The following is a 16,792-nucleotide window of genomic DNA, read 5'->3' as shown; positions in this document are numbered from 1 at the left end:
TTTTTTATCGATATTTCTCTTATCATACGAGTATTTGTCTGAACTTTCAAGTAACTAAAAATAAAATCCTGACGTCTATACACGTCAGGAATCTTCCTCTTTCTCAGCAAACATGTTACTCAATTTCTGATAAGTCGGTGGGAACTCCGCCTGATAGCGAAGATAGGAAGGGATCGGATAGCGAACACCGCCTTTTTGGGTACCCGCAAGCCCCGCTACCAGTTCCTCTGCATCTCTGTAATGAAAGCTGAACGCCATCTCATGGTCTTGTGTCTGGGCAAACAACCTGTCCCCGTAACAGGGCACGATGACCTGTGGCTCTCCTGTCTGTAGAGGCTTAATCGCAATATCCGCACAGTCTGCTCGACTGGAAAACGTCGAAGGAATAGAACCACCTCGTTTGTACAGCATGCCTGCCACCAGCCGCATCACCTGGGCTGAATTTCCGTAAATCACGACGACATCCGGATCTACCGAAGCGCGTTCCAGCGGATAGGAGACGTAGTATCCGCTCTCCTCCTGTGAGAATTTAGGAACATCCTGCTCACTCAGCTGCCCCGCTTCCAAGGTATCGGTATACATGCCGCAGGCAAGATGGCCTTCCGAATAAAAAGGCAGCACAGGCTCGTAGCCAAACGCTACTTGTGCGATCGGACAGGACAAATCTGATCCGTTCATGGCTATGCTCCAGCCATAGCGGCGGGAAAAGCTCACTGCCTGACAGATCGTGATCGGATAGCCGAGATCGCGCATGGGTCGTTTTGTCTTTTCCGGCAAATCGGCTTCTGCTTTTACGATCTTGATTCCGACCGGGAACGTATCGGTTCTGACATACGTTTGAATGGCATGGTTCAAATCCTTCACATTCATCTTCCATCCTCCTCGCTTCGAGCGCATACCCACTCTTTCTTTCTATACGAGGTAAAATCCTTTATCTGTATGGTGCTGCATAGGAAGTCGTCATCCCCCGCTATACTTTTCCTCAATCTCCACACGCATCTCACTGTACGTCTGCGTCGTCAGATTGACCAGATAATGCACCAGCTCATCCTTGGACTGTGTGACCAACGATTCTCTGGCTTGCCGCTTCGCGACCAGATACTCGCGAGCCTCGGCACCCAATTTCCCAGTCGCAACCAGATAGTCGATGGCTGCCCCAATATTCAAGCTCTCACGCCAGTTTTTCTCGTACCAGTCCCGATCATAAGCATCAATCCACTTCTTGCGGTCAATCAGGACGGCATCCGCTTCACTCAAGGCGTCTTTTTTCCACTGCTCCCATTTGAGAGCAATCTCACGCGCCCGTTCCAGCTCCTGTTTGAACTGCTCTCGATTGGTCACGTTGGCGTACAAGCCCTCCGAAGCGGTGGCGATTTCTTTTAGCTGCTTCTGACCCTCTGCATTTACATCAAAACCGATCACGTTCAACAACGGCATGATGTCAGATTGCGAGAGTTCCTTCGCGACTGCTACCGGATCTCCATCGCAGGTCTCGATACCGTCGCTGACCAGATAGATGACATTGGTGTTTTTATCGGCGTGAAAAGCAGACATGTCCTGCTGCGCCATCCGCAGAGAATGGGCGATAGAGGTCCAGCCATTGGGCTCGAACTGCTTCAGGGCACTGTCCAGCTTCTTCGCATCGTACGATTGCAGCTGGTACACCAGATCGCTGCTGGAACAAGAAAGCTGTTTGTCAGCTTCAGCTCCACTGCCCCTGTGCCCGTATACGCGCAGCGAGATCTTGGCTTCCTGTGGGAGAGCCTCTGCGAATTCCTTGATTGCTTCCTTCGCCAGCTCCATTTTGGTCTTGTCGCCGATTTTCTCCTTCATGCTGCCGCTCGCGTCCAGAATGATTTGCACATTAAAATTCTCGCGAAAGTAAAAACGGGCATCGCCCACATCCGGGCTGCCAAAGGAAGCCATTCGCCAGCGATCCACGACCATTTGTGGAGTCAGATAGTCTTCTGCAAACAACGTCAGCAGCTGTCCCCAGTATACGTCTGCGATCGAGGAGTCCATTCCGTCGATGATCGGGGGCAATTGATCCAGAACTTTCGCGATCTGTGCCCGATGCGGGTAGTTTTCCTGATAAAAATGTGTGCCAGACAATGGACCCGGCTCGGCACCAATTAATTCTTGTGTCGTCTGTGGCATGCTTGGAATTCCCGATGCTGAGCCTGTTACAGCTGATCCCAATGAACAGCCGCAAAGCGACAAGGTCAGGACCAAGCCGCTCAGAATGTGACGCCATTTACCTGTACATGCCATACTACTCCTCGCCTCCTTCGCTGCACAAAGCCCGTCCGTATATTCTCTCTATAAGGAAAGGTGGACATCATCCCAACGGAGTACCTCTACAAAGCGAATGCGCCGCCCTTCTGCGGTTTGCTCAATTTCGTTGTGATGATTGGATAAAAAATCAAGCCCGAACGTCTCGCTCTCATAGCGGACAGAGGTCCGAACCTCAATCCGCTGCTCACTATTGAACATCTTCACTCGTGACCCGCTCTTGACCGCACCGTTCGAGGACAGAATGCTTCCGACCGTACCAGGAATTTCTCGCTCTGCAATCGCCAAGTGGCGCCAGACATAGGCGCGAAGCTCCAGATTGCCTACGATATAGGCACTAAGCACCTGATCAATCGCGTGGTATCGAACCTCACTTTCTGACCAGCTCGGATAGGCCCGGCGATAGTGCGACTCCGCGATTTCCACCAACGGCCAAATAAATACCGGATCTATCAAAAGCCTGATGGAATCATCATAGGCTTTAATGGCCCGTTCCATTTCTTCGTACACGATCTGCGTCGCACCCAAGCTGGCTTGCTGCGCACTATTGGCAGCGACTTCCTTGTCTACAAAAATTGTGGACATGTTGAACAGCAGGGTGAACATGACGAGGGAGAAGAAGAAAAAAATCGTCAGCACAAACACCGTCATATTGCCTCGTTGGTCGCGTAACACTTCCGTTGCGTTTCTCATCTAATGGACCACCCGTCCCCGCAGCTCACGGCTGAGTGAGATGACCTTGTCTTCCTCACTCATGTTTTCCTTGATGAACTCCGGAATAAAAAACAAATCCAGTTCTACGCCAATTTGTGCTGTAAAATAGCTGTCACTTTCATTCTTGATTCCGGATTTTGATCCATTGTAGGAAATGCCTCCCCCAGCCGAGCTGACGATCTGTCGCGCAGCACTCATGGCCTCCCCGGAATTCCCCGTGATGGCGTACACCTTTGCCGCCTCGTTCGCTGCAGACTGCGCGATGATCACGGCGTACACGCCCGTCAAAAACTGCCACAGGATCAGCAGAATCAAAAAGACGAAGGGCAGAATGCCAATAAACTCCACGGTCACAGAGCCTTTTTCACTTTTTATGGTCCGACTTAGCATGCTCATGAGAAAAGTCACCTCCGTTGGCAGAGCGCTTATCCTTCCACAGCCAGCCCTTCTGTTTCTGTGGCTCGCACACTTTCAGCACTCCACTTGTAGGTATACATCGTAAACAATACGGCGATGAAGGGGAAAATCAGCACCGTCAATAGAATTTGCGTGAAAAAAATGGCTCCGAAGCTGGTCGTAACAAAGGTCACAGACGCCATGCCAATCAAACTGATCAGCCATTGAATCGCACTCGTCAGAATCATCAAGCCCAGGATCGGAACAAAGTGCCTCTTTCCCATTTCCAGAGCTGACCGAAAGCATTGCCAAGGCGATTTTTGCTTCATGACGGTCAAATACGGAGTCAGATAAAACAAGATCAGCACGATGACTCCCGGCACAACGAACAAAAGCAGACCGATACAGACCGCCAGTACATAGACGATCCCGAACAGAAATACGGAAAATCCATTTTCGAAAAACATACGGAATGCCTTGCGCAGCGGCCTTTCCTCCCCTTCTCTTTCACTGATGACGAATTGCGCGAATGCGATCTGCACCAATGTCAGAAACAACAGCAGCAAAAAGAGATTATAGAAACTGGCTACCACAGGAGCGCCCGTCAGGACGGCCAGAAAATGGACGTAGTTGATCGTCATGTTGTGCAAAAGCAGCAACGGAAGCACAATAACAGCCGATAGTATCAACAGCGACTCAATATGACGCGTGTAAAAATGAACGCTTTCTTTGAATGGATTCACAGACGGCCCTCCTTACCTTCCTCTTCTGCTAAGGATTGCGCAGAATGGAAAAGACCTGGTTCTGAAAGATTTCTTTGTTTTTTTCTCCGATAGCCTGCCTCATCTCATCAACATTCCGATAAGGTGAGCCACTTACTTCCATGTCCCGAACGGATTGGATCATGATTCGTCTGATCTCATCCCTTTTATAGTCACGCAATAGAGCCGTCAGCTTTTTGACAGCCTCTCTTTGTTCCCTGGGCAAATCATGCTGGTAGGAATGAAAAAAATGATACAGCCGATCCACAGCACCTTGTAGTTCTACCTGTTTCTTCAGTCTGCGGTAGAGAATATAATCCGATTCAATCAAAGCGTCACGCATATGTTTCTCGTCTTCCGGGGTCACGTAGTTGCGGGAAAGCATTTGATTGTGATGGCGCATGCCCCGATCAAAGATCGCTTGCAGCTTATCCACACTTCCAACCATTTCTTCGCACATCTCGATGACAGCAGCTGCATCCTGACGAATTTGTGTATCCATCTGCGCCTCGCATGCCGGGAGAAGGGCCCAGAGATGATCCCGTTTTTGCTGGTACATCCATACAGGCTTCTCCTTATCGACAGCAAATTTTTGCGTGAAGTTGACCGCTGCGTTGTTATGGGACATGAACAAGTGAACGACGGAAATGGCTTCGGAGCGAGGCGGTACACTTCCATCGCTGCGCAGGATCAAATACCCGACCGCCTCGTTTTTCCCCCATCGCCAATACTGGACATTGTAATAGGTTTGGTCATCAAGCAATGCCGCATGATTAAACAAGTCCGGCTTTTCCAGAAAGCGTTTATAGGTTTGAATCTGTTCTCGTACTTGTGCTGTTTCTCTCACGATCATGCGACCATTCCCCCAACTCAGTCATGTATTTCATGCTGTTTGTATACGATAAAGATTCCGTACTTTCCTACACGCTACGAAAAGATGGACTTCACCCAGCCGATGGCCCCGCTTGTTTTTTCTCGGATCCATTTTGTCACGGCCCCACCCGTCGCTTTGTTTGCCCATTTGACGAGCTTGCTTCCTCCCCAAAGGACACCGCCTACGACAAAGAGCACCGTCCCTACCGTCTGTCCGCCTGGAATGACAGAAGCGATAATGCCGGCATCCATCAACGTACTTCCCAAGCTGCCGACCCCATCGACGAACTTTTCATTTTGCTTGTCTTCGCTGAGCTTGGGATCGAATGCCTGCCCAAAACTCGTATACGTGTTGTAGGCGTCAAAAGGCAGGCTGATGGCAGCAACGCCTGCATTTAATCCTGAGACGATACCAGGTACACGAACGGCTCCTGACGCTCCTTGAACGGTATTGGTAATGGAGCGTTGGGCGTTTACTCCTCCTGCCAGGGAGCTGGCACTCTGCTGCACGACGAACTTGTAGCCGTCATAAGCGCCTTTTGCCCCCAAAAGATCAAGCGCACCGCCCGTATAATTCTCGTAATCTGTCCCCTGCAAGCCGATGTCTAATCCCTTCAGACCGAGCGTGAACAGGACTTTGGCGTATCCACCCGCTCCGCCACCAGCGGAAACCTCCCCTTCCTTAAGCAAGTCAGCGGTATAGCTCAACGTATCGCCAACCACATCCTTGAAGGAAAGCTCCATCATTTTATAGCCAAGCGTCTCTCCAAATGGCTTGTCGCCGGCATTGCCATTCGGATTGAGGCTGGGTGGCTGTAATTGTGGTGCACCGCCGCTATTACTGCTTCCTCCTGTAGAACCATTTCCTCCCGGAGTTTGCAGCACAGGTCCGCTCCCATTCGGAGGAGTCAGACCGGGTGCCTGACTGTCAGGAGATTGCAGCAATGGCATGCTTCCACCCGAAGGTTGCAAATCAGGAGCCTGATAATTCGGAGTTTCCAGCTGGGGCAGGCTTCCCGGTGGAGGCTCCAGATCTGGCACCTCCCATTGAACGCCTTCCAGCGATGGCGTTTTTCCGTTTGGTGCATTCAGGTCAGGAGCCTGATAATGGGGCACCTGCATGGAAGGTGCCTGCAAGGTTGCACCTTCCGCCAGCACGATCATCGGGAAAACCTGCATCAAAAGAATAAACAGGGCGAAGATTCCGGCCAACCAGGGTCTTCTTCCTCTTTTGCCCACATCGCAACCCTCCAGTGCGATAACTAATTTCCTGTCACATTTTCCTTATAGGCTTGCTTGATCGCTGCTACGGCTTCTTTGTAGGACTTTTCATTGAACTTTTTCAGGAAGGCTTCCATTTCTCTGCCGTGCTTGACGATGAGCTTCTCTTGTTCGGCCTCCATTTTTTCCAGCTTTGCAATGGTTTCCGGGCTCAAAACCTTGAACCTTTTTAAATCGTTGAACGCGGAAAGAAAGTTGTAGCTTTCCACGACCGAATATCGGTACCAGTTCGAACCGTATATATTGATGGAAACCGCTTGGGAAAGGTTCGATGACAACGCTTCGTAGGTTGCACCGCTCTTCCACTCGTTCCATTTGCGTGCGATTTTATTGGCCTGGTCAAACTCCTTTTGCAGCTGATCCTGATCCTGAATCAGCACGTAGCGTCCACCTGCTGCTTCTGCTACCTCCTTGAGCTGACGCTGTCCTTCCCCATCGACCCCAAAGCCGACGACATTGACAATCGGCGTTATGTCTGAGGTGCCCAACTGTTCGGCAACGGCCACAGGGTCACCCCCGCATGTCTCAATCCCGTCACTGACGAGGTAAATGATATTGGTACTGTTCTCTCCTTTAAATGCTTGCAAATCCTCCTGAGCTTGCTGCAGTGCCAAGGCGATGGGCGTCCAGCCAGCCGGCTTGAACTCAGCCAGTGCCCCGTCCAGCTTCTGTGTGTCATACGCCTGTAGCGGGTACATCACATCACTTTTGCTGCAGGATAGCTCCTTTTTCGAATCTGAACCATCACCCTCGTGCCCGTAGACACGCAGCCCGACTCGTGCTTCCGGAGGCAGTGAGGCAGCAAAAGCACGAATGGCTTCTTTGGCCGCTTCCATCCGCGTTTTGTTTCCGGCCATATTTCCCATACTTCCACTGGCATCCAGCACAATCATCACATTGTACTGCTCTTTAAACTGAAAGCGAGGATCATCCATTTCCGGACTCCCGAACGAATTCAGCTTGATTTGATTGATGATCTCCTCTGGCTCGGGATAATCTTCAGCAAACATGCCAAGCAGCGCGAGATAATAAAGCTCGATGATTTCCGGATCTGGGTCTTCTATATCGGGAAGCTGCTGGATGGCCTGTTCAATCGCCTCTCTTTGCTTCCCATAGGAGACGCCGGCAAAGCGGCCAACGGGCATGCTGTAAAAATCCTCAGCTGTTTGCGGCAATTTGGTCAGCCCTTCTGGGATCAGGGCACGTAGTTCAGCCAATTGCTTTTCCCTGTTGCTGGAGGATGACTCCGGTGGTGATTGATCCTCAGGATTGCTGACGCCTGGCTGTGCAGGCTGGGTATCCTCTGGCTGTGCTGGAGTTGTAGAGCCGTTCGTGCCTGCAGGTGCTCCTTCATCTGTAGAACAGGCGTACAAACCTATTACACAAGCCAGGAAGATGACAAAAAATTGGTTCCGCAACGCTCTCTCCCTCCTGATCTTTCTTCTTTTTATCTAACCTCGATATGTATAAAGGACAAAAAATGGCAGGATGCTGACAAAGCAGATGTCTGATTGCCAGCATCCCCTACAGGCTGATCAGGGATTATTCTCCACCGCTAATGCCTTTGATGATGTTCGAAAGTGTATCGGAAACGGCAGTACCGACAGCAGTATCTCCCTTGAAAAACACTTGAATCGAAGCGAATACAGCGAGAATGACGCCAGCCAGGGCAATCCACTCAATCGCTTGTGCCCCTTTTTGATTGTTCAATGAAACCTTCATCTTCGCGTAAAACTTTTGGATTGTGTTTGTCATCATCATTCACTACTCCCCTCATGGCTTACATTTTTTAAGTGATAAGTACTAATCTTCATTGTGCTCTTCCTGATGAGGGGCATCACCTCCTCTCCGGCTTGGCCCTATCTGGAAAACACATCCGAAAACATGGTCGTGCTCTCCAAAATGTTCAGAACCATCAGCCCACCAATCAAGGCAATGGCTGTCGGCGCCACTACAAACGTCGTGATCAACGTGACCTTCGGTGAAGCTTTCGCTGCTTTTTCCTTAATCAGTTCTTTGCGGATGCGGCGCATGTTTTCCGACTGGATCTTGAAGGTAACCGCAATCGGTACGCCCAGCCGCATTCCTTGGATTAACGCTTTGATCAGCATCTGAAACTCGGGATTGTCATTGCGCCGCAGCAACTGCTCATACGCCTTTTCACGAGGAACCCCAAGATCAAGCTCCTGATTGAATCGGGAGAACTCTTCCTGCAGCGGGCCCTTGAAAAACTGGATGACCGCTCGCAGCGCTTGATCGAGGCTGACCCCCGCCTGCAGGGTGACACTCACCGTGTCGAGAAATTCCGGCAGATCGTAGCGTATCTGGTTTTGTCGATCCTTTGCCCGATTTTTCAGCAGGATAATCGGCAGAAAGTAGCCGACCAATGGCCACACTATCAAGCCATAGGGCCCAAAGGGAAAGCCCAGAACGAAGAAAACCGTACCAACAATGACCCCGAGCAGAGCCATGAGAATTTTCGTACCCTGAAACCGTTCCACGCTCAGATCGAACGGGCGTCCTGCCTTTAGCAGCCATTCCTCCACCTCATGCGATTCACTGAAAAAGTTGATGCGCTGTCCGAGAGCAGAGTAATCGTCACTGTATGCGAGCCATTTTTTGATCCACTTTTCGGAAGCCGTCTCCCGCTTGCGAATCTCATAACCACGAATGTCCGTTTTTTCATGCACATGGTTGATCAGCTTTTCCTTCTCGACCGAGTAACGATAGAATTCCTTTAAAAAAATGCCGAAGAACAACAAGAACAGAAACAGACAGGTAATCATCCAAGCATCCATCTGCCACACCCTTCTCACACCTTTATGTTGGTCACTTTTCTGACCAGAACGTAGGACAAAATGGTCCCGATAATAAATACCCCCAGCAAAATCAACCCAAAGCCGGAAAACAGCGGATCGATAAAGCCTTTGTTCATCGTGTTCATCATCAGCACCAAAGCGATGGGCATGATCGGCACCAGGATGGAAACGTAGCGTTGCTCAGCCGTCATCGTCTTGATTTCCTGGTTGACGATTCGCCGATCCTCCAAGGTCTCTGCCATCTCCTGCAGCACCTCGCTGAGATTGCCCCCGGCACGCCGCTGGATGTACAGCGTCGCTGCAAAAATCCGAAAGTCTCTCGTCGGAATGCGCTTTTCCATATCGCTCAAAGCCTTGTCAAAGCTGACACCCAGCTGCAGCTCACGCGCCATTCGTTTGAACTCCATGCCTGCCGGCTGCGGGATCTCTCTGGCTACCATCTCAATCCCTTGTGTCAGGGTTAGTCCGGCCCGTAGCGAATTGGCGAGCAGGCGGCACACGTCCGATAGCTGATCGTTCATTCTCTCCTGGTATTTGTTGCGTCGGACGATGAACAGCAGGTTTTGCAGGATGTACATGCTGGCTGTACCCGCGACCAGGTTGTAGGGGAATTTCAGGCCTACGACATTGTTGAAAAAGAAGGCTAATCCGAATGAGCCCACCAGCATGATGCCGTAGTACTCAGAGGGTGCGAGCGAGATATTGGCCTTGATGAGCTTGCTTTGAATCTCCTGTGCGTGAGGAGTACGGTCAAAGCGATCCCCCCAGACGAGCAGGAAGCTTTTACGCTGTGATTTGACGTCGTACCATTCCTCGGCCTTCTTTTTCCACTCCGTCTTCTTCGCCCGGTAGCCCAGGTATTCATAAATGCCCCAAATGCCCAGCAATACCGAGAGACTAAACAGGATGGAGATGCTCACGTCTTTTCACCTCCGCTGACTGAAACAAGGTCTCGTCGATCTCTATGCCAAAGGTTTTCAACCGTTCCAGACACCGGGGGATAATGCCGGTCGGCGTAAAATAGCCGAGCACTTCCCCATCCTTGCCGATGCCGATGCGTTGAAAACGAAAAATCTCATTGACTTCAATCTGTTTGTCAGCCCCTGTGTACACCTCTGAGATCGAGATCATCTTCCGTGTTCCGTCCGATAGGCGCGTGACCTGGACGATAAAATCAAGGGCGCTGACGATGTATTCGCGAATGACCGAGGAAGGCAATTCCATACCGGCCATGATGACCATTCCCTCCAAGCGGTTAAACGCATCCTGCGGCGTATTCGCATGCACCGTAGTCAGGGAGCCTTCATGGCCCGTGTTCATCGCTTGCAGCATGTCAAAGGCCTCGGCGCCGCGGACCTCCCCGACGATAATTCGGTCGGGACGCATCCGCAGGGAGTTGCGCACCAGATGACGAATCGTAATTTCCCCTTTTCCCTCCATATTGGGCGGGCGTGCTTCCAGTCCCACGCAATTGGGTCGATCCAGCTTCAGCTCTGCCGAATCCTCGATGGTAATGACCCGCTCGAAGACAGGAATCGCTTTGGAAACGGCATTGAGCAAGGTTGTTTTTCCGCTGCCCGTACCTCCCGAGATGAGTACGTTCATCTTCGCCTGAACGACGGCTTCCAGAAAAAACGCCATCTTTTCATCAAAGGAATGAAACTTCATCAGATCCTTCATAGCGAACGGCTCTTTGCGGAATTTCCGGATGGAGACAAGCGTACCGTTCAGACTGACTGGGGGAATCACAGCGTTCACGCGGCTGCCATCCTTCAAGCGGGCGTCCACCATCGGAGAGCTTTCGTCAATTCGTCGCCCGAGTGGTGCCACAATCCGGTCGACGATGTGGCGGAGATGCTCTTCATCGCGAAACTTCAGATCGGTTCGCTCCAGTCGGCCGCTTTTTTCGATGTAGACTTCCTTGTGTCCGTTGATTGAAATCTCTGTGATCTCGGGATCAGCCAGCAAAGGTTCCAAGGGCCCCAGACCGACAGACTCATTGATCAGCCTGGTTAGCAGCATTTCTTTTTCATTGCGTGGAATGACGACTTTTTCTTCCGACATGTATTGCGATACCATTCGTTCGATCGCCAGTCTCATCTCACCAGGAGCCAGACTGGTCAAGCGATCCAGATTGGTCTCCCGCAAGAGCCTCGCTTTGTAATGATCAGCCAGCTCGTCGATGTACGGATTGTGATAGGGCGGAGTTGCGAGCGAACGGGCAGTTTCTTCAGGCTGTACGTGATTCTCTTCTTTTCGTCGAAATAATGCCATGTCCTTCGCCTCCTATGACAGCTTGGATAGTACCCATTTGCGGATGTCTTTGGCAGCGGGAACAAGCTTCTTCTCATTGGCTTCTCGCTGCAGGGGCAGCCCTTGATTGACTGCGGCCTGCACACCGCGATGGTCGCGGACGATTTCGGCAGTGATCGGTGTTTGTGTCAATCCTTTCAAGTCGGATACGGTCAGCTCGTTATCTCTTCCCACCTGGTTGACCACGATCTCCAATCTGCCTTGGGTGTCGATTCGCAACTTTCTGAACAGCTCCTCTACCAGTCGATAGGTCTGTACAGACGGCGTATCCAGATTCATGACGTAATAGATTGTGTCGGATTCCTCCAAGGCCGAATACGTCAGCTCATTCATATGATTTGGCAGATCGAGAATGACAAAATCATAGCTGCGTCGGCTCGCGCGGATGAGTCGAGTGATAAACTCTTCGGAAATATTCTCGGCAGTCTCCGCATCTCTCGGGCTTACCAGCACTTCCAGCTTGGAATGACTCTCCCTCTGCGACACGTTGCGAATGTGGTTTTCATTCATCTCGTTCATCACCGGAACCAGATCCGCCAGCGTACGCATACTATCTAGAGAGAAGAAGGTTTCCACGCCGCCGTATTGCAGGTTCAAGTCAATCAGCAGGACACGGGCGGTCGACTCCAGCTTGAGTGCCTGCGCAAAGCCGGTCGCCAGCTGTGTTCGACCGCTGCCACCCTTGCCGCTGTAAAAGGAATATACTTTTCCCCTTCCCCTGACGAATGCCCCTCCGGTCGCAACTGCTCCCTTCTTGCGCTGTTGGTGCTGCTCCAGCTCCGCGATTTTATCCAGCCGATCCGTCAACAGCGACAGCTCGTCGGGCATCAAAATGTATTCGATCGCACCCGCGCGCACAACATCGCGCACCAGGGCAAAGTCTTGCTTTTCCGTTAAAAAAATGATGATTCCTTCCGGCAGCTCCCCCTGGATGTATTGAACCAGTTCAACCCCTGTGCCATCCTCAGGTTGAACGAGCAGCACGACATCGGGTGCAATCCGGTCGATCTCCTTTTTCACTTCGCGCGATGTCGTAAAGTGGACATTACGCTGGGTGAGAGATTCTCGCAACAGACTTTGAATGGACTCATAGTCGGCGACGACAAGTATTTTGATAGCGGTGTTCATGCATTAGCCTCCCGAATTCGGAACTGGTGTAGGTGGAGTCCCTGCTGGTTGTGTCGATGCAGGCGGCTGGGATGGTGGCTGCTGACCAGCCGCAGGCGCTGCCGGAGGTGCTTCCGGCGGTGTCTGTGCCGGCGGTGTAGCTGCATTTGCTGGCGGAGCTGAAGGTGCTGCAGGCGACTGATTGCCAGGCTGTCCTTCCGCGGGAGTCGCACCTGGAGCTCCAGGCTCTGCTGGCTGCTCGGAGAATGGCTCTGGAATCCCCAGCTCTCCTTTGCCTACATTGGCTTTCAAGATCCGCATGACATCGGCATAGTGCTGCTGATGAATAAAGACCGGAACCTGCTCGAACGGCATCTCCAATGCGACACCGCGAAATTGATCTTCGGATTTGGCGACCATTGCGACGGGAACGTCCTTCATGAAGACCTCAGTAGCCGGCTTTCCATTGATATCTCGAGAGACGATAATATCAACCCGATCCAATGCATCCAGCTGCTGGTCAAAGACGACTTTTCCCGAAGCGTAGACGGTGACGAGACGACTATTTTGATCACGTACCGTAGTCGCTGGCTTGATGATGTTCTTTGTAATGATGTTGCCTTTTGACAATGGGACAACCGTCACTTGGTTCTTCAGGACTGCTTTGTCCGTTATGTACGAATCATCTGCATACTTTTTCGGAATTTCTCTCGTTGTGATCTGGTCTGGTTGGATCAGGGACCGCGACGCAATGTCGGTAGTTGCCACGTAAATCTCTACCATTTCCCCCAGTTGAGCATTCAAGTCCTTGATTTTTTTCAAAAATAAAAAGCCTGCTCCCGCCGCCAGCAAAATGGACAGCGCCAAGAATATAATGGCTCTACGCTTGGATTCCAGCATGCAATGATTCCCTCTCCTTTTAGAAAACTTCGCTGTCAAAGGGCACGAGTCTTGTTCACTTGCTTCATTGACCCTTTATTCCAGAAAGTTATTTCTCACTCGATGTAAAACGCCAGCATTATCAGGAGTGCTGTTCCTCCTGCAATATATGGAGCTAACGGAATTTCCCGCCCAATCCCCTGCTTTTTCAAGACTTTCGATGCAATCCAGACCGGAATAACCCCTATTCCTGCTATGAGGTAAGCAAGTACCATGACCATCAAGCCTGCCTGCCATCCCAGCGCTGCACCCACCACCGCAAACAGCTTGATATCTCCACCGCCCAGCTGTCCTTTGCTGATCACTGCCATCATCAAAGTAATCCCGCCCAATACGACCACCCCGAGCACATACGATAGCCATCGATCCGGCTGGGCAAACGCATGGCAGAGCAAAAAGTAAACCATTCCAGGAAGCGTTAGCCAGTCGTAAATCATCCTGCTACGCAAATCGGTGTAAACGGCGATGACCATGATGATCATCATAGGAATGAAGATGTATGCGGGTAGCAATCACATCCCCCTTCCTTCCTTTGGAATATGTTGTCAAACCCACAGACGGACATTTGGCATAATTTGTTGCAAATCCCCCAAAATTTTTCTTTATTTTTTTGCAGAAAGGGGACTTTTCACTGATCGTTATGTGGACCAGCTGGGTTTATTGCCTCAGGTGCAGCCGTCTATTTTATGTCATTTCAGTCCGAAGACGGATCACCTCCTAGAAGGGGTATGTTAGACTGATAAAAGTGCAGGCTGGAAAAATAATCTAAAGGGGCTCGAAGGGATGAAGGAGTTTTTCGGATATGTTTTAATTGGTTTAGGCGTAATCTTTGTTCTGGCTACCTATAGTGGAATCGAAATGAATATGGGTGTTCTGTGGCCAGCATTTCTTTTGATTCCAGCGATTGGATTTCACATCTTCTTTTTCATGAATCCACACCCCAAACGGGCGGGACTGCTGGTTCCGGGAGGTATCCTGCTGGTCTATGCTCCGCTGTTTTTCTTTAGCCAGCTCTTGTTCGATGGCGACATGAGCGGTACATGGCCATTCTTTCTTATTGGTCCAGCCTTTGGTCTTCTGGAATTGTACATTTTCGGTGGCCGCAATCATGCCCTTCTGATCCCCATCTCGATATTGACCGTCGTCGCCAGTATCTTTTTGGCCGCCAACCTGCTATCGTCTCAATTAGGCGGAATTCTGGGGATCGTTCTCATCGCTTGCGGAGGTTTTCTGTTGTTCCGCAAGAAAAAAGACAACTACAGCATGAAGTGATCTAGCAACCGGGGGTTAACACGAAATGAATCTACTCACTCATTTGTCTGAGGTAAAGGCACATCTGGAAGCCCATCCGATCAGTCTACTCTTTATAAAAATGGCGAATTGCGGAGTCTGTGACGCCACGCTGGAAAAGACAATCAAGCTGCTTGAGGCCTATCCTGAAGTAGAGGGTAGAATCGTCTCAATCGAAAAAACACCAGAAATCAGCGGGGAATTCCTCGTATTTGCCGCACCCACCATACTGTTGTTCTTCGAGGGAAAAGAGGTGCATCGCCAGTCGCGAATCGTCGTGTTCGGCGAGCTGGAGGATGCATTGGCATCTGTTCGCAGGTTCGGGTGAACCATGATCGATTACATAGCAAAACTGGGAAAAATGATAAGAACCCCTGTCTTCACCATCTTTTTGGTGTGCCAGGGGTTCTCACTTTTACTATTCATCTATAAAACAGCAAAACAGCCAAAATGCAAAAAACAATCAGGTCAGCCTAGACGCAGCAATAGCAAAAAACGCATGCCGATGTTGGCATGCTCTTCTAGGACTGCGAGAGTTTCCTATTCTTCTTTAGCGTTTTCCGCATATTTCTTGAAATTGTCTAAAATCGACTGCCATCCGGCTTGCTGCATCTCAATGGCATTGGTCTCTTCGGCATCGAACGACTCAATGATTTGCGTGTCGTTGCCTTGGCGAATAAAAGAGATCTTTACTTTTCGACCATCTCCCATCGTATAGGAGATAGTCTCGTACATGCTCACCTCATCGTATACTCCGCCAAAATCAAATCCGAAGCTGCCGTCTTTGGCTTCCATTCTCGATACGAATTTGCCACCGACCTTCAGATCATTCTCGGCGTAAGGCGTGTGCCAGTCATCGGAAGCGTTATTCCATTGCATGATATGTTTCGGTTCCGTCCAAAATTTCCACACGCTTTCGACGGGAGAATGAACAATCGTCTCTACGGTTATCGTTGCCGGATTACCTGTTCCCATTACATACCACCTAATGTGAAGATAGTATTCTCAAATCATACCACGTCCATTATTTGGAAGTCGAGACATCTGATGTCCTACTAGACTCTTTATACTTCTCGTAAGCCTGCTGTATTAAGGTATAATAGTTCAATAGCAAAGGGGGCGGAAAACGGTGGTATGGTTAATAGGTCTTGCCTGCAGCGCTGGAATTGCGGGGGCGGCTTATTCAAAAAGGTCGCTTTCCGGTTCCGGCTTTCTGGCTGCAGTGATACTGGGCACGATGATGTACGCGCTCGGAAGTGTGATCTGGTTCGGCTCCCTCATTGCTTTTTTTGTTTCGTCGAACTTCTGGTCCAAGTGGAAAAAGCATGCAAAGAAAGAGGCCGAGAGTAGTTATGAGAAAACCGGGACCCGTGATGCCGGCCAAGTGCTCGCGAACGGTGGACTGGGGCTGCTGTTGTGTGTAGCAAATTGGGCTTATCCGCATCCGATTTGGTGGTACGCCTTCCTTGGTGTCATGGCGGCGGTTACTGCTGATACCTGGGCTACGGAAATCGGCGGCTTGAGCCGGACTCCCCCGAGATCGATCAAGACAGGTCGGCGCGTTTCACCTGGCACGTCCGGTGGTATCTCTGGCCTCGGCATGGGCGCTTCGCTAGCAGGTGGCCTATTTATCGGCACTGTAGCATGGTCGCTGCTTGCGATGCCCGGTCAAGCTGCGCCAGATGCGTTCGCGGAGATGCTTAGACCAGCGGCCTGGATCGGAATAGCCGGTCTGGCTGGCCTCATCGGATCGCTGACTGATTCTTGGATCGGTGCGACATGGCAGCAAATGTACCGTTGTGACGCTTGTGGTCGCGAAATCGAGCAGGCTCGTCACTGCGGTAAGCCAGCCGTGCGGGTCCGTGGCCGCTTCGGCTGGAACAACGATGCCGTCAATGTCGCCGGCTCGCTTGCTGGTGGTGCTTCGGCGGTCTTGCTGGCATTGGCATTTGGCATTGCCTGATTGAAAAAAACCGGAAAGACATGGTATCGCTGAACGATGCCTTG

19 protein-coding genes are annotated in these 16,792 nt (G+C 50.9%); 3 read left to right on the top strand and 16 right to left on the bottom strand.

Annotated elements, in window-relative coordinates:
- Positions 1-84: 84 nt before the first annotated feature.
- The 15 genes from EDM52_RS10830 to EDM52_RS10760 all read right to left on the bottom strand — a co-directional run bounded on the left by EDM52_RS10830 (position 85) and on the right by EDM52_RS10760 (position 13,980).
- Complete coding sequence (locus EDM52_RS10830) at positions 85-870, bottom strand: DUF169 domain-containing protein (protein ID WP_122909009.1); 786 nt, start codon at positions 868-870, stop codon at positions 85-87.
- Positions 871-960: 90 nt separating this feature from the next.
- Complete coding sequence (locus EDM52_RS10825; RefSeq protein ID WP_122909008.1) at positions 961-2,271, bottom strand: vWA domain-containing protein; 1,311 nt, start codon at positions 2,269-2,271, stop codon at positions 961-963.
- A 48-nt stretch (positions 2,272-2,319) separates the two neighbouring features.
- Positions 2,320-2,985 carry a Tad domain-containing protein gene (locus tag EDM52_RS10820; protein ID WP_122909007.1) on the bottom strand — a complete coding sequence of 222 codons (666 nt, stop codon included), beginning with the start codon at positions 2,983-2,985 and terminating at the stop codon, positions 2,320-2,322.
- A complete protein-coding gene (locus EDM52_RS10815; RefSeq protein ID WP_245996781.1) occupies positions 2,986-3,402 on the bottom strand; it encodes a TadE/TadG family type IV pilus assembly protein in 417 nt (138 codons plus the stop codon).
- A gap of 29 nt (positions 3,403-3,431) precedes the next feature.
- On the bottom strand, positions 3,432-4,145 hold the full coding sequence (locus EDM52_RS10810) for a hypothetical protein (protein ID WP_122909006.1): 714 nt from the start codon (positions 4,143-4,145) through the stop codon (positions 3,432-3,434).
- A gap of 28 nt (positions 4,146-4,173) precedes the next feature.
- Positions 4,174-5,016, bottom strand: a complete 843-nt coding sequence (locus tag EDM52_RS10805; protein ID WP_122909005.1) for a hypothetical protein — start codon at positions 5,014-5,016, stop codon at positions 4,174-4,176.
- Between the two features lie 74 nt (positions 5,017-5,090).
- Positions 5,091-6,275 (bottom strand): hypothetical protein, encoded by a 1,185-nt coding sequence (locus EDM52_RS10800; protein WP_122909004.1) that lies wholly within the window; start codon positions 6,273-6,275, stop codon positions 5,091-5,093.
- A 23-nt stretch (positions 6,276-6,298) separates the two neighbouring features.
- Complete coding sequence (locus tag EDM52_RS10795) at positions 6,299-7,735, bottom strand: vWA domain-containing protein (protein WP_245996779.1); 1,437 nt, start codon at positions 7,733-7,735, stop codon at positions 6,299-6,301.
- Between the two features lie 124 nt (positions 7,736-7,859).
- Positions 7,860-8,075, bottom strand: coding sequence for a hypothetical protein (locus tag EDM52_RS10790; RefSeq protein WP_122909256.1), 216 nt, complete (start codon positions 8,073-8,075; stop codon positions 7,860-7,862).
- Positions 8,076-8,176: 101 nt separating this feature from the next.
- The gene (locus tag EDM52_RS10785; RefSeq protein WP_122909002.1) at positions 8,177-9,115 is read right to left on the bottom strand and encodes a type II secretion system F family protein; all 939 of its coding nucleotides are present in this window, start codon (positions 9,113-9,115) and stop codon (positions 8,177-8,179) included.
- A gap of 14 nt (positions 9,116-9,129) precedes the next feature.
- Positions 9,130-10,056: a type II secretion system F family protein gene (locus EDM52_RS10780; RefSeq protein WP_122909001.1), complete on the bottom strand. Its 927-nt coding sequence runs from the start codon at positions 10,054-10,056 to the stop codon at positions 9,130-9,132.
- The gene (locus EDM52_RS10775) at positions 10,034-11,410 is read right to left on the bottom strand and encodes a TadA family conjugal transfer-associated ATPase (RefSeq protein ID WP_122909000.1); all 1,377 of its coding nucleotides are present in this window, start codon (positions 11,408-11,410) and stop codon (positions 10,034-10,036) included. The genes EDM52_RS10780 and EDM52_RS10775 overlap by 23 nt, the downstream gene beginning before the upstream one ends.
- A 12-nt stretch (positions 11,411-11,422) precedes the next feature.
- A complete protein-coding gene (locus EDM52_RS10770; protein WP_122908999.1) occupies positions 11,423-12,577 on the bottom strand; it encodes a CpaE/TadZ family protein in 1,155 nt (384 codons plus the stop codon).
- Between the two features lie 3 nt (positions 12,578-12,580).
- On the bottom strand, positions 12,581-13,456 hold the full coding sequence (locus tag EDM52_RS10765) for a flagella basal body P-ring formation protein FlgA (protein WP_122908998.1): 876 nt from the start codon (positions 13,454-13,456) through the stop codon (positions 12,581-12,583).
- A gap of 95 nt (positions 13,457-13,551) precedes the next feature.
- Positions 13,552-13,980 (bottom strand): prepilin peptidase, encoded by a 429-nt coding sequence (locus tag EDM52_RS10760; RefSeq protein WP_122908997.1) that lies wholly within the window; start codon positions 13,978-13,980, stop codon positions 13,552-13,554.
- A gap of 298 nt (positions 13,981-14,278) precedes the next feature.
- Between EDM52_RS10760 and EDM52_RS10755 the strand changes: the two genes are divergently transcribed.
- Positions 14,279-14,767 (top strand): hypothetical protein, encoded by a 489-nt coding sequence (locus tag EDM52_RS10755; protein ID WP_122908996.1) that lies wholly within the window; start codon positions 14,279-14,281, stop codon positions 14,765-14,767.
- A 25-nt stretch (positions 14,768-14,792) separates the two neighbouring features.
- Positions 14,793-15,113 (top strand): thioredoxin family protein, encoded by a 321-nt coding sequence (locus EDM52_RS10750; RefSeq protein ID WP_122908995.1) that lies wholly within the window; start codon positions 14,793-14,795, stop codon positions 15,111-15,113.
- Positions 15,114-15,325: 212 nt separating this feature from the next.
- Here the strand turns inward: EDM52_RS10750 and EDM52_RS10745 are convergent, their stop codons facing one another.
- The gene (locus tag EDM52_RS10745; RefSeq protein ID WP_122908994.1) at positions 15,326-15,760 is read right to left on the bottom strand and encodes an SRPBCC family protein; all 435 of its coding nucleotides are present in this window, start codon (positions 15,758-15,760) and stop codon (positions 15,326-15,328) included.
- Positions 15,761-15,914: 154 nt separating this feature from the next.
- On the opposite strand from EDM52_RS10745, the gene EDM52_RS10740 reads away from it, so the two are divergent.
- On the top strand, positions 15,915-16,748 hold the full coding sequence (locus EDM52_RS10740) for a DUF92 domain-containing protein (RefSeq protein WP_122908993.1): 834 nt from the start codon (positions 15,915-15,917) through the stop codon (positions 16,746-16,748).
- Positions 16,749-16,792 lie beyond the last annotated feature (44 nt).

Source organism: Brevibacillus invocatus (genome assembly GCF_003710915.1).
In the GTDB taxonomy this organism is placed as follows: Bacteria; Bacillota; Bacilli; order Brevibacillales; family Brevibacillaceae; genus Brevibacillus; species Brevibacillus invocatus.
This window is presented reverse-complemented; position numbering and strand designations above follow the sequence as displayed.